A 12,748-nucleotide genomic window follows, 5' to 3' on the forward strand; every position below is an offset into this window, starting at 1 on the left:
ATAAACTTATAAAGGCACCGGTCTTTAAACCGGTGCCTTCGACCGTTGCCCCTGGCCGGACTCGAACCGGCAGCAAACGGCTTAGGAGGCCGTTGCTCTATCCTCTTGAGCTACAGGGGCTTACGCAATATTATTTTACCACAAATTCGCATGTCTGGGCAAATCAAATTAGATGGTCGGGGCAATTTGCGCAGGACTCAGTTTGGAGCGGAAATATTCAACCGTCCTCCTGAGCCCCTCTTCCAGAGGTATAGTGGGTTCCCAACCAAGCTCTCGGTAGGCCTTTTCAGCTTTGAGGCATATCTTGAAGACTTCCCCCTGCTTAGGAGGCCCATGGACAGCTTCTCCCGGATAACCAGTTAGCTCTTTGAGGAGACGGAAAATTTCATTGACTGATGTACCCTTTCCCCAGCCGAGATTGTAAATCCCGCATCCATTTTTATGTAAAGCCAGGAGGTTAGCCCTGGCTACGTCCTCCACGTAGGTGAAATCCCTTTCCTGCTCTCCGGAACCGTTTATAATAGGCTGTTCCCCGCGCAACATCTGGCCTGTGAATATAGCCACTACGCCCGCCTCCCCGAAAGGATCCTGTCTTGGTCCGTAAACATTGGGATAGCGCAGGGAAACGTATTCTAAGCCATAGTTGAGGTAATAAAGGTGAAGGTAATGCTCCACTGCGTGTTTGCTGGCTCCGTAAGGGTCCAAGGGGTTTATAGGGTGCTCTTCGTCTACTGGAAGGTATTCAGGCTCGCCGTAAATGGCTCCCCCTGTGGAAGCATAAATGAATTTGCGCACACCGTAACGGCGCGCCAGTTCCAGAAGGTTCAAAGAACCTAAGACATTGACCTCCGCATAAAGGATGGGTTTGACCATTGACTCCCGAACGTTAACAAGGGCCGCTTGATGGGAGATGACTTCGGGTTTCTCTCTCGCAAAAACTTCTTCGAGCTCAGGGGAACGGATGTCCAGATAGTAAAAGCGCGCCATGGGATTTAGGTTCTCCCTTTTCCCTGTGTGGAGGTTATCCACCACCACGACTTCATGGCCTTCCTGGACGAATAAATCTACCACGTGCGAGCCGATAAAGCCTGCTCCTCCTGTTACCAGAATTTTCATAGAGCCTCCTTTCCAGGACGGAATCGGTAAAACCAATACAGAGCTATGGAACCAGCTACAGCTACGTTAAGCGAGGAAACCCTCCCCTCCATCGGTAGTTTGAGCAAGAGGTCACATTTTTCCCTCACCGAAGGCCTCAACCCTTTCCCTTCGCTCCCTACCACCAGAACCAGGGGAAAAGGTGGTTTAACTGCGAAGAGATCCTGAGCTTCGGGCAAGGCCTCGAGGCCAGCAATCCAGTAGCCTCGCTCCCTTAACCCTTCAAGAGCCCGGTTCAGGTTTGAAACCTGAACCACTTTTATATGCTCAACAGCCCCAGCCGAAGCTTTTACCACAGCGGGGGTTATTCCCACAGCATTTCTTTCCTGAATCAGGACTCCTTTTACTCCAGTGGCCTCGGCAGTGCGCAGGAGGCTCCCTACATTTTGGGGATCTTGAAGGAGGTCCAGCACCAGGATTATTCCTGATTCCCCCTGAAGGATCTCTTCAAGGGAAGAGTAAGGGTAAGCAGAAACTTCCAGGATAATGCCCTGATGGGAGCCGTCAGGAACAGCGGAGTCAAGCCTCTCCCGGGGCATGAAAACAGGGTAAAGACCCAGGCGGCTTGCTAGGGAAACAATTTCGCTTACGGGGGGAGAATCCTTTACTCCCTCGGCCAGGATTAAGCGGTAAAATTTGCGACGCCGAGCCCTTAAAGCTTCCAGAACAGGATTGCGGCCGTAGAGGAATTCCCGCCCCGGACTTAAAGGTCTTAAAGGTTCTTCTTTTTTCTTTATCTTTGCACCCTTACCCTTCGCCACCTAGTTCCCTGAGGAGTATCTTCAAGGATTATGCCCAGCTCCATCAGCCTGCTCCTTATGCGGTCAGCCTTCTCCCATTCCCTGGCTGTGCGGAATTCCTGACGCAGTTCTATAAGAAGCTGAATGAGGGGCACTTCCAGTTCCCCTACTACTTGCTCCGGAAACTTCTGCGGTATTATGCCCAGGATGGTATCGCCCAGCTCGGTGTAGAGGCTATCTATGGCCATGAGAGTATCTTTGGAAAGGGGCCTGTCTCCGGTAAGCCAGATGTTGACTTCCCTGGAAAGCTCAAAAAGCTCTCCAATGGCCGTAGCTGTATTAAAGTCATCGTCCATAGCAGCGAGGAAACGAGCTTTCCGGTTAGCCAGGACATCGGTTACTTCCTGGGGAATGGGGCCGGTCTCGGAGAAGGGTATACGCTCTCTTACCTCTCTGACAGTGTTCCAGAGCCTTTCAAGACCCTTTTCTGCTGCTGATAGAGCTTCATCGGAGAAGTCAAGGGTTGAGCGGTAATGGCTGCTGAGGATGAAGAAGCGTACTGTCATGGGGTTGTAGCGTTTGAAAAGGTCTTTAAGGTATATAGCGTTCCCCAGGGATTTGCTCATTTTGACCCCTTTCACTGTTACCATATTGTTGTGCATCCAGTACCGGACGAAGGGAACGCCATGGGCTGCTTCGCTTTGAGCGATTTCACATTCGTGGTGGGGGAAAATATTGTCCATGCCTCCCCCGTGGATGTCAAAGGGTTGGCCTAGGTATTTGGTGGACATTACAGAGCATTCTATATGCCACCCGGGGTAGCCCCAACCCCATGGGCTTGGCCATCGCATTATGTGTTCTGGTTCTGCCCTTTTCCACAGGGCGAAATCGGCCGGATGTTTCTTATCGGGGCTGGGATCAATGCGGTATCCTTCCAGCAGTTCTTCCACCTTTTGGCCTGAAAGTTTACCGTAATCGGGGAACTTGGCCACTTCAAAGTAAACCGAACCGCTCACCTCGTAAGCGTAGCCTTTCTCTATTAAAACCTTGACCAGCTCAATCTGTTCGGGGATATGCCCGCTGGCCCTGGGGGAGATATCGGGCCTTTGGATATTGAGGGCATCCATATCTTCAAAGTAACTGCGGGTGTATTTCTCCACCACTTCCATTGGCTCGAGCCTCTCGATCTTCGCCCTTTTAAGCACCCTGTCTTCCCCACTCTCCAGGAGGTGTCCAACGTCGGTTATATTTTGGACATAGCGAACTTTATAGCCCAGGTAACGCAGGTATCGCACCACTACATCGAAAGAGACATAGCTTTTAGCATGGCCGATGTGAGGGTGATCGTAAACGGTGGGGCCGCACACGTATATACCCACAAAGCCCGGATGCAATGGCTCAAACTTCTCTTTCCTGCGGGTTAAAGTGTTGTATATTTCCAACGCCATAGTCCCTCCTTTTCAGTCAAGCTCTCAGAGGTTAGCCATTCAGATGCACACTCTTGAGCTCACGTTTCATTAGTTGTCAGCCTCCCAATTTCATTACGAAAATTTGGTTCAGGACCTCGTTGTTCAGGATACGCTTTCTGCCACCCTTTTCAGTTACCGAAAAGACGATGAAGACTTTACCTCCCTGTTCTTTCTCAAATCGCTGGTGAGAACATTCCATTACTCTGAAGAGAACGTTTGACCTTACGGAACGCCTGAGGGAATACACCTCGGTGTTACTTCCGGCCATCGGGCTGGGCGAAAATGATCCGACCTTTATCTGTCTGAAGGACCTTGGTTACAGTAACTTCAATGGTTGAATTAATGAAACGGCGACCGTTCTCCACCACCACCATGGTGCCGTCGTCCAGATAGCCCACCCCTTGATTGGGCTCTTTACCTTCTTGGATTATGTGGATTGTGAGGCTTTCACCTGGAAGGACCACGGTTTTAACGGCGTTGGCCAGTTCGTTGAGGTTTAAAACTTCAACCCCCTGGAGACGGGCCACCCGGTTGAGGTTGTAATCGTTGGTGAGGATGGGGCACTGGAGCTTGCGGGCCAGAAGTATGAGTTTTTCGTCTACTTCCTTCGCTTCCTCCACATCCATATCGGTAACCTGAACGGGAACTATGGCTTCGCGGCGGAGCTTTTCCAGCATTTCAAGGCCTCTTCGGCCTCGGTTGCGCCGGAGGATGTCCTGAGAATCGGCAATGTGGTGCAGTTCATTGAGAACGAAGCGAGGGATAAGGAGAGTTCCTCGCAGAAATCCTGTCCGGCTTATGTCCACTATGCGCCCGTCTATTATCACGCTGGTATCAAGGAGGATGCAACTTTCTGAAGAAAAGGGCTCGCCTTTGAGGGAATAACGGGACCCCAGAAAGCGCAGGATGTCATTCTGACGGATAACGGCTATCATGGTTGCGAGGTAAGTCAGGATGACGGTAGCTACCGATGGTAGGATTTTCCCCAGAGGTGAGGGGAGGAAAGAAATCGGTATGGAGACAAGGGCTGAAATTATGAGACCAACGATGAGGCCAATGAATCCAGCCACGAGGTTTCGGGCGGGCAATATTTTTATCTTTTCCTTAACCCAGCGAAAAGGATAAATAGTAACCCATGGGGTCACAATAAAGCCGAGGGCACCTGAGGCGAGAGCTATGATGAGAATGTAGCGGAGGGAATGGTCGAAAAAACCGCCTGCCAGTAAAACTCCCATCTGCCAGCCGATGATGCCAAAAACAACCATCCCCACAAAACGCAGGATAATTGCCATAATTTCACCCCCTTTCCTCAAGAGGGCCGGGAAAGGAGACGCTGACGGAAAGCCTCGTAAAGGATGATGCCTGCCGCCACTGCTGCGTTCAGGGATTCTATGGGACGAGCCATGGGGATGGATATCAGGCTATGGGCCACTTTGCGGGCTTCGGTTGTAGCTCCTCTCGCTTCCCCTCCGATTATCAACACTGAAGGCTGGGTCCAATCCACTTCAAAATAAGATACTGGCCCCTGGGGGTCGGCCAGGAGGATTTGCCTGCCTTGGAGCAGGGCTGAAAGCTCCTCCCAGGGTACACCGGTTTTAATGGGAATGTAAAAATGAGCTCCCATTCCGGCGCGCACGGCTTTCGGATTGAAGGGATCAGCGGAGCCGGGCGTTGTGGCCAGGAAAGCCACCCCTGCAGCGACCGCCGTCCGCATTATAGCTCCCAGGTTCTCAGGGTTTTGAATCCCATCCAGAACCACCGCTAGCTCCCACTCTTTCGGTATGGGAAGATCCGGAAAGGGGAAAACCCCCACTATGCCTTGAGGGGTCACAGTGGAGGAGACAGCTTTTATAATAGCTTCCGTCACCTGGTAAAAGGTGACGCCTTCCAGAGAGAAGGCCTCTTTCTGGTCAAAATTTTCCGAATAAAGGACAAAAACGGGCTTAAATCCTGCATTAATGGCTTCTTTTATAGTTCGGATCCCTTCTACCAGGAAAAGCCTGTTTTTCCATCGCCCTTTGCGGGTAAGAAGAGAACGAGCGAGCTTTATTTTCTCGTTATGGATGCTACTTATTACCCCACCTTTCCCGGCCCTTTTCAACTGTTAAAGAGCAGCCTTGGCCACTTCCACCAGTCTGGCGAAAGCCCCTTGGTCTTTTACGGCCATTTCGGCCAATATTTTTCTGTTAACCTCAACCCCTGCTTTCCGGAGGCCAGAGATGAATTCCCTGTAAGTAAGTCCATGGAGCCTTGCAGCAGCGTTTATCCTTAAAATCCAGAGGCGCCGGAAATCCCTCTTCCGGGTCCGGCGGTCTATATAAGCATACATTAGAGATTTCATCATAGCTTCATGAGCTCGCTTAAAGAGAGCGTGCCTTGCCCCGAACTGCCCTTTTGTAAGTTTGAGCACCCTCTTATGGCGCCTTCTGGTTACAACGCCTCCCTTTACTCTCACTTTACAGCCTCCTTAATCAAGGTATGGTGCAAGGCGGCGAATCCTTTTCTTATCGCCCCTGTTGGTAACTTCCAGCATTTCAGCGAACAGGGCTTTTGCCCTGGCTGATTTTTTCCGACGCAGGTGGCTTTTGCCCTGCTTGGTCCTCATGATTTTGCCTTTGCCAGTAACTTTGAAGCGTTTAGCTGTCGCTTTATGAGTTTTAAGCTTTGGCACTTTCCCACCTCCTTTACTTTGATGCTAAAATCATCACCAGACTTCCCCCTTCAGATTGGGGCCTCTGGTCCACCCTGGCTACGTCGGAGACTCCGGCCATAATTCTTTCCAGTAACTTGAGGGCCATCTCAGGGTGATCTATTTCCCTTCCCTTGAACATCACCCGAACTCTTACTTTATTGCCCTCTTTAAGGAAATCCCTTATATCCTCTATCCGGTAGGAAAGGTCATGTTCAGATATGCTGGGTCTCAGACGAATCTCCTTTACTTCCCCTCCTTTGCGTGCCTTACGGCTTTCCCTTTCGCGCCGTGCCCTCTCGTAAAGGAATTTCTCGTAATCCATCAACTTGCACACGGGTGGGTCACTATCGGGCGCAACTTCTACCAGGTCCAGGTCCTTCTCGTAAGCCAGCCTCAGCGCTTCCTGCAGAGACATTATCCCTATTTGTCGGCCATCCTCGCCTATGACCCTTACCTTTGGAGCCTGAATTTCGCGATTTACACGGTATTGCGGTTTCACCTAAAAATTTCCCCCTCCTTGTTGATTTTGGGCTTACTATACCACAAGCAGCTTTTTAAGTCAAATTGTTTCCAGGCCTGGGCCACTGCTCACTTGGTAGGGATTTTTGACCCAAAAGACCCATAAAACTTGCCTTAGATCGCCCGAAGAGGTAAAATTTTAGAGAACTTTTCAAGTCTGGAGGAAAACTTTGGCTTTATCTTACAGAGAGGCTCTGGAATTTATCTATTCTTTCACCGATTACGAAAAGCTTAAGGGCTACCGCTACTCTCCAGAGGAATTTAACCTGGCCAGGATGGAAAAGCTTCTGGAGTTCGCTGGCAACCCCCATACCTTTTTCCGCTCCCTTCATGTGGCTGGCACCAAAGGTAAAGGTTCCACATGCGCCATCATGGAATCGGTCCTTAGAGCTCAAGGATACAGGACTGGCCTCTATACTTCTCCCCACCTTCATACCTTCAGGGAAAGGATTCGCATTGCTGGAGAACTGGTGAGCGAGGAAGACGTGGCTTCCGGAATCGAGGAACTGCGTCCGCTTATCGAGAAAGTGCCAGGCCTCACCACTTTTGAAATAATGACCGCTTTAGCTTTCTTTCTTTTCGCTCACAAAGGGGTAGAAGTAGCGGTAGTGGAGGTAGGGCTTGGAGGAAGGCTCGACGCCACCAATGTGATCACCCCCATGGTTTCAGTCATAACTTCCATAGGCTACGACCATATGCAGCTTTTAGGCAATACCCTCGCTTCCATTGCCCGGGAGAAAGCTGGCATTATAAAAAAGGGCATCCCGGTGGTAAGCGCCCCTCAAGAAGAGGAAGCTCTCCTGGTTATAGAGGAAACGGCCAGGCTCAGGGGTTCTCCTTTAATTCTGGCGGGCAGGGATTGGGTTTGGGAAGATGTTGAGAAAGGGCGAGAAGACCAGGTTTTCACTGTAAAAAGGCTGAACCCTCCTGGCTTTTCCGTGAGGGTCCGTTTGCCTCTTTTGGGGGTTTTCCAGCCTGTAAACGCCACCGTAGCAGTAGCCGCTCTGGATCAGGCCCGAAGCCAAGGGCTTCAGGTTACCGATGAAGCCATAGTAGAAGGTTTGGAAAAGGTGAAGTGGCCCGGCCGGCTGGAAGTCCTCCAGAATTCGCCCCTTTTCATAGTGGATGGAGCTCATAATGTGGATTCCGCCCGCCGTCTCGCTCAATCTCTTAGGGAGCTTTTTTCCTGGAACCGTTTTATCCTCGTTTTTGGAGCTTCAAGCGATAAAGATATTCCGGGAATGCTGAAGGAGCTCCTGCCCCTGGCCGATGTGGTTTTCTTTACCCGTGCCCGCAACCCCCGAGCTGCCTCCCCCGAGGCAATATTAAAGGAGGCTCAGGTTCTGGGCTTCGACGGGAAAGTTGTCGAGCCTGCAAATAAAGCTGTGGAGGAAGCCCTGAAGGAAGCTCTGGCAGAAGATGTGGTGTGCGTAACTGGTTCTCTGTTTTTGGTGGCGGAAGCCAGGGAGACCTGGGCCATTATTTCAGGCAAGCCTCTGCCTCCTACGGATCCCATTTGAGGGGAGTTCATGAATCTGACGAACGAGGAGAAAGCGATGCTTCTGGGAGAAAAGGGGCCGGCTCTGCGTCGGGCTATGGAAATAATTTTTGCTCTGGGCAGTATTTACGGGGCAGGGGAGACAGTGCCGATAAAAAGTGCGCAAATTTCCGGGGTAAGCTACAAAAACCTTGGCGAAGCCGGCCTTGATTTCCTAAAGAAATGGGCCTCTGAGGGAGCCAGAGTTCTGGTCCCCGCCATGATGAACCCTGCAGGTATGGACCTCAGGCGCTGGAAGGAGATGGGGATACCGGAGGAGTTTGCTTTGAAGCAGTTAGAAGTAGTGGAAACTCTTATTTCAATGGGAGTGGAGCCAACTCTTACCTGTGCACCTTATCTGGGCAGATATCGCCCTGGATTTGGGGAGCATCTGGCATGGTCTGAGTCTTCGGCGGTAATATTTGCCAACTCGGTTATAGGGGCGAGGACCAATCGGGAAGGAGGGCCTTCAGCCTTGGCAGCGGCTATTGCGGGCCGCACGGCTTGTTACGGCTTTCATAGCGATAGCGGCCGCGAGCCCGCTTATCTAGTAGAAGTTCTCTGCCACCTTAAGAGCGAGGCTGATTTCGGAGCGCTCGGGTATCTGATAGGCAGGAAGTTAGTGGACAAAACCCCTTACCTTCGCTTTTGCGAGGAACATCTTTCTGGGGAGTTGTATCTGAGAGCAATGGGAGCATCTATGGCGGCTTCGGGTTCCATTTCACTTTTTCACGCGGAAGGCCTGACCCCCGAAGCTGAAGTTTTTCGCTCTGCAGAGTTTAAAGAGCCTCCTTTAACCATAACTTCGCTGGAAGAAGCATTTCAGGCTCTGAGCAAACCCCTGGACCGGGTAGATCTCATCTGGATTGGTTGTCCCCACGCTTCCCTGGAAGAGATTGAGCTTATCGCTTCGATGGTGAAAGGGCGGAGGCTTTCTACCAGGCTCTGGGTTACTTCCAGCAGGGAAATCATAGGGAAAGCTGAGGAGGCAGTGGAGGCGATAGAAGAAGCTGGTGGGTTTGTTTTAGCCGATACCTGTGTAGTGGTGGCTCCGGTGGAGGCTTTAAACATAAAGAGTGTGGCCACTAACTCAGCGAAGGCGGCCTTTTACCTTCCTTCATGGGCCAAGGTCAAGGTCGTTTTTGCTTCCCTTGAGGAGTGTATTTTCCGATACGGAGGACTGCAATGAAAAATCCAGTGAAGCTTGTCATTTATAGCCTGGACTATATTTTGAGGAAAACTTACGGAATTAAGCCTTTTGTAGTAGACCCTAATTGCATACTGAGGCTTTCCTTCTGGAAGGCCCGGGCTCCGTTTAAAATCGCGGAGGGTTTGGAGGTTGAGAAAGGAGAACTTGTGGGCGAGCTGCATTTATGGAACGAGCAAATTCCCCTTATTCCACCGGCGGGTCCAGATTTAAGATGGGGTTATGAAGTTGCGAAGAGATTGCACTACTCTCTTGGCCTGTTAGCTCAAGCTATTGAAAACGGTCTGCCCGAAGCCGAAGAAGTAAAAGTTTTGGGGGGAGAAATAGCTTTACCCAGGGACAAATCAAAGCAGATAGAGATGCTTCTCCAGCATTTAGGCCTGATTTTAGACTCGGAGAAGCCTGCTGGTTTCTGGAGTAAATTCGCTCAGTTTTGGCAGAACCTTTACTCTATGGCTTTGATCTGGGCCTACAATCCTGTGAGCCTTCGCAAGAAGAGCCTGTTCCGGATGCGTCGGTATCGGGTGTGGATGACTAAAGAGGAGCTTCTCAAGAGGTATGGAAAGAAGTGAGGCTTTGCTTGCGGCATCTTTACTCAAGGCAACCTGTAGTTAGTGTATCGGGCTATCCAGGCGGGACATGGAAAACGATAAGGGCTCATCATTGAGCACGGAGGGACCTCTTTTGACCAATTTAACAGGCCGGGCCTTCCGGGGTTCTACTTATGCTGTTGGGGCTTCACTGATTACTTTAACCCTGGGTTTCCTGCGCTCTGTGCTTCTGGCACGGTGGTTGCTGCCCGAATATTTCGGGATTGTGGCTCTGGCTCTTTTTTACATCGGGCTGGCCGCACAGTTGCGGGGATTGGGCCTGGATATGGCTCTCATCCACCGGCAGGATGTTGATGAGGCGTTTCTGCGGACTTACTTTTCTCTTCGGCTCGGTTTGGATCTCCTGGCTTTCGGTGGTCTATTGGCCCTGACGCCTTTTCTGCAACAGGCCTACCCTCATATGCCGGGTCTGGGTGCAGTTCTAATCACACTAATTTTCACCTATTTTTTGTCCAGTTTGAGCCAGGCTCAGGAGACGTTTCTCCGCAGAAATCTGGTCTTTTCCCGATTGGCGGCCACGGATGTCGCTGCGTCAGTTGTGATGACCCTTGTGGCCCCCTTTCTGGCCTGGCGAGGCTGGGGAGTGTGGGCTCTGGTGGCCGAACAACTGAGCGGCATTGGTGTCCGCTTCCTGCTGACCTGGGGGCCTTTCCGGCAGTGGAGGCCAGGCCTGGGATGGAACTTTCAGGCCGCCCGCTGGTTCTGGGAGTATGGCAAGCCCACCTGGGCGGCCTCTAATCTGAATTACCTGCTGGATCGTTTTGCGGATTTCTGGATCGGCACGGCCCTGGGGAAGGTGCCGCTGGGGCTGTACTCCAAGGCCTATGAGTTCGCCCATTACCCCCGTCGGGTCCTGGCCAACCCTCTGGTGACCGTCTTTATGCCGATCTTCGCTCGCCTGCAGGACGATCGGCTGCGGCTTTCCCAGGCCTTTTTCCGCTCGGCTTACATTATCTTGCGCAGTAGTTTCCTGGTAGCCGGAGCCTTCGGATTAGTGATGCCGGAGTTTATTCTTTATGTGATTGGCGATCAGTGGATGCCCATGCTCTTGACCTTTCGGCTGATGTTGATTTACATAGCGCTGGATTCCTTTGTGATGTTGGGAGTCAATATGCTGCTGGCCGTCGGGCGGCCCAGGGAGGTGCGGAACATGGGCATCGTTCAAGGGCTGTTTTTCATTCCTGCCGTTGTTCTGGGCGCCCAGGTGTGGGGCATCCACGGCGTCGCCTTGGCAGCCGACGGGATGTTGCTGGTAGGAACTATCTGGCTCTACCGCCTGCTCCGACAGGTTGTGGATTTTTCCTTTACCCGTTTAATAGGCTGGCCCGCAGGCGCTCTGGCCATAGCCTGGGGTGGGGGTCTCTTGGCGGAGATGTTAGCAAAGGGAGGGGTGCTGGAAGCCCTGGCCCTGAAACTGGGAATTTTCAGCCTCCTTTTCGGCGGCTTTCTTCTAATAGTAGAAAGAAGAGATTTGATCGCTGGCCTTCAGGAATTGCGGGGAGCGCTATGGGCGCGGCAACCGGAAATGCTGTGATGGTCCTTTATTCCATCGGGAGCAAATTTGCTGGTGGGGGTATCGGCACCACAGCCTATTATGCCGTGCGGGGGTTACATCGCCACGGGATGCTCCGGCGTCTTCTGTGCGGCTCTTTCCGGCCCACCGAGATTCCCCGGGAGAAAATTCGCGCGATCGGGCTGCCCGATCGGGCTCTGCGCAAATTGGCCAGCCTGGATTCCAGTGGATGGCTGTGGCATCTTCAGGCAGTGCTCTACGACTTTTGGGCCTCCCGCCATCTGGAGCCCGCCGATGTCTTTCACGTCTGGGGGAACTACGGCCTGCGGAGCATTCAGCGTGCCCGAGGGATGGGGATGGTGACAGTGGTAGAGCGAGCCAATACCCACCCGATTTACCAGGCTCGTTTACTCAAAGAGGAGTATGCCCGTTGGGGGCTGACTTTTCGTGTGCCTCGCGCAACTCTGAAGCGGACGCTGGACGAGATGGCTCTCGCGGACTATGTGGTCATCCCTTCCGAGTTTGTACGGCAGAGTTTTCTGGAACAGGAGTTTCCTGAAGATAGGCTGGTTTGCATTCCCTTTGGAGTGGACATTGAGCGTTTCCGTCCCCCGGAAGGGAACAACCCGCATCCTTTTCGGGTGCTCTTCACAGGGCAGGTGGGGATTCGCAAGGGGGTGCCGTATCTTCTGGAGGCTTGGCGGCGGTTGGGATGGCGAGATGCGGAATTATGGCTGGTGGGGCGAGTTCTCCCAGAAAGCCAGCCCATCCTCAAGCATTATAGAGACCTGCCCGGACTGAATGTGGTCGGCCATATGGAGGATCCAGTGAGAGCCTATCAGCAGGCGGATATCTTCGTGTTTCCGACTGTTGAGGAGGGGAGCGCCCTGGTGACATACGAGGCTCTGGCGTGCGGTCTTCCGGTCGTGACGACACCGAATGCTGGGTCGGTAGTGCAGGAGGGCGTGGAGGGGTTCATCGTGCCCATTCGGGATGTGGAGGCGCTGGCCGAGCGGATGGAGCGGCTGCGGGCCGATGAGCGCTTGCGACGGGAAATGGGGAAGGCCGCCCGGGCCAGGGCAAAAGAGTTTACGTGGGAAAGATATGGGAATTCTCTTTCCAGTACGTATAAAAGGAGGTAACGTGCCCTCCAAGGTAGGCGATGCGTGGGCAGCCTGTCTCTGCAAAAAGGGGTATGGAGCAGCCGGGGACCCCTACTTTCTTCTCCGTTTTCGGGCCTCTCCCTATATTCAAATTATTCTTCGTTATGCCTCGCTCTCGCCGAACAGTCTGATTCTGGAACCA

14 protein-coding genes and 1 tRNA gene are annotated in these 12,748 nt (G+C 52.4%); 5 read left to right on the forward strand and 10 right to left on the reverse strand.

Annotated features, from left to right (window positions below; translation table 11 throughout):
- Positions 1 to 46: 46 nt before the first annotated feature.
- From NZ653_03560 to infC, 10 genes are all read right to left on the reverse strand, one after another.
- Positions 47 to 120: transfer RNA gene (locus tag NZ653_03560), tRNA-Arg, on the reverse strand.
- 48 nt (positions 121 to 168) lie between these two features.
- Positions 169 to 1,116 carry an SDR family oxidoreductase gene (locus NZ653_03565; GenBank protein ID MCS7286196.1) on the reverse strand — a complete coding sequence of 316 codons (948 nt, stop codon included), beginning with the start codon at positions 1,114 to 1,116 and terminating at the stop codon, positions 169 to 171.
- Positions 1,113 to 1,916 (reverse strand): 23S rRNA (guanosine(2251)-2'-O)-methyltransferase RlmB, encoded by an 804-nt coding sequence (rlmB, locus tag NZ653_03570; GenBank protein MCS7286197.1) that lies wholly within the window; start codon positions 1,914 to 1,916, stop codon positions 1,113 to 1,115. The genes NZ653_03565 and rlmB overlap by 4 nt, the downstream gene beginning before the upstream one ends.
- Positions 1,889 to 3,343 (reverse strand): cysteine--tRNA ligase, encoded by a 1,455-nt coding sequence (cysS, locus tag NZ653_03575; protein MCS7286198.1) that lies wholly within the window; start codon positions 3,341 to 3,343, stop codon positions 1,889 to 1,891. The genes rlmB and cysS overlap by 28 nt, the downstream gene beginning before the upstream one ends.
- Positions 3,344 to 3,419: 76 nt before the next feature.
- On the reverse strand, positions 3,420 to 3,632 hold the full coding sequence (locus tag NZ653_03580) for a hypothetical protein (GenBank protein ID MCS7286199.1): 213 nt from the start codon (positions 3,630 to 3,632) through the stop codon (positions 3,420 to 3,422).
- Positions 3,619 to 4,656 carry a PIN domain nuclease gene (locus tag NZ653_03585; GenBank protein ID MCS7286200.1) on the reverse strand — a complete coding sequence of 346 codons (1,038 nt, stop codon included), beginning with the start codon at positions 4,654 to 4,656 and terminating at the stop codon, positions 3,619 to 3,621. Before NZ653_03585 ends, NZ653_03580 begins: the two co-directional genes overlap by 14 nt.
- A 17-nt stretch (positions 4,657 to 4,673) precedes the next feature.
- The gene (locus NZ653_03590) at positions 4,674 to 5,465 is read right to left on the reverse strand and encodes an RNA methyltransferase (GenBank protein MCS7286201.1); all 792 of its coding nucleotides are present in this window, start codon (positions 5,463 to 5,465) and stop codon (positions 4,674 to 4,676) included.
- 3 nt (positions 5,466 to 5,468) lie between these two features.
- Entirely contained in the window at positions 5,469 to 5,819 is a 351-nt protein-coding gene (gene rplT, locus NZ653_03595; GenBank protein MCS7286202.1) for a 50S ribosomal protein L20, read from the reverse strand.
- A 12-nt stretch (positions 5,820 to 5,831) separates the two neighbouring features.
- Positions 5,832 to 6,035 carry a 50S ribosomal protein L35 gene (rpmI, locus tag NZ653_03600; GenBank protein ID MCS7286203.1) on the reverse strand — a complete coding sequence of 68 codons (204 nt, stop codon included), beginning with the start codon at positions 6,033 to 6,035 and terminating at the stop codon, positions 5,832 to 5,834.
- Between the two features lie 13 nt (positions 6,036 to 6,048).
- On the reverse strand, positions 6,049 to 6,555 hold the full coding sequence (gene infC, locus NZ653_03605) for a translation initiation factor IF-3 (GenBank protein ID MCS7286204.1): 507 nt from the start codon (positions 6,553 to 6,555) through the stop codon (positions 6,049 to 6,051).
- A 190-nt stretch (positions 6,556 to 6,745) separates the two neighbouring features.
- Between infC and NZ653_03610 the strand changes: the two genes are divergently transcribed.
- The 5 genes from NZ653_03610 to NZ653_03630 all read left to right on the forward strand — a co-directional run bounded on the left by NZ653_03610 (position 6,746) and on the right by NZ653_03630 (position 12,585).
- Positions 6,746 to 8,095 carry a bifunctional folylpolyglutamate synthase/dihydrofolate synthase gene (locus NZ653_03610; protein MCS7286205.1) on the forward strand — a complete coding sequence of 450 codons (1,350 nt, stop codon included), beginning with the start codon at positions 6,746 to 6,748 and terminating at the stop codon, positions 8,093 to 8,095.
- Positions 8,096 to 8,104: 9 nt separating this feature from the next.
- Positions 8,105 to 9,301 carry an aconitase X catalytic domain-containing protein gene (locus tag NZ653_03615; protein ID MCS7286206.1) on the forward strand — a complete coding sequence of 399 codons (1,197 nt, stop codon included), beginning with the start codon at positions 8,105 to 8,107 and terminating at the stop codon, positions 9,299 to 9,301.
- On the forward strand, positions 9,298 to 9,891 hold the full coding sequence (locus NZ653_03620; protein MCS7286207.1) for a hypothetical protein: 594 nt from the start codon (positions 9,298 to 9,300) through the stop codon (positions 9,889 to 9,891). The genes NZ653_03615 and NZ653_03620 overlap by 4 nt, the downstream gene beginning before the upstream one ends.
- Positions 9,892 to 10,003: 112 nt before the next feature.
- Entirely contained in the window at positions 10,004 to 11,464 is a 1,461-nt protein-coding gene (locus NZ653_03625; GenBank protein ID MCS7286208.1) for an oligosaccharide flippase family protein, read from the forward strand.
- Positions 11,437 to 12,585, forward strand: a complete 1,149-nt coding sequence (locus NZ653_03630; GenBank protein MCS7286209.1) for a glycosyltransferase family 4 protein — start codon at positions 11,437 to 11,439, stop codon at positions 12,583 to 12,585. Before NZ653_03625 ends, NZ653_03630 begins: the two co-directional genes overlap by 28 nt.
- Positions 12,586 to 12,748 lie beyond the last annotated feature (163 nt).

Source organism: Anaerolineae bacterium, assembly GCA_025062375.1.
Taxonomy (GTDB): domain Bacteria; phylum Chloroflexota; class Anaerolineae; order SpSt-600; family SpSt-600; genus SpSt-600.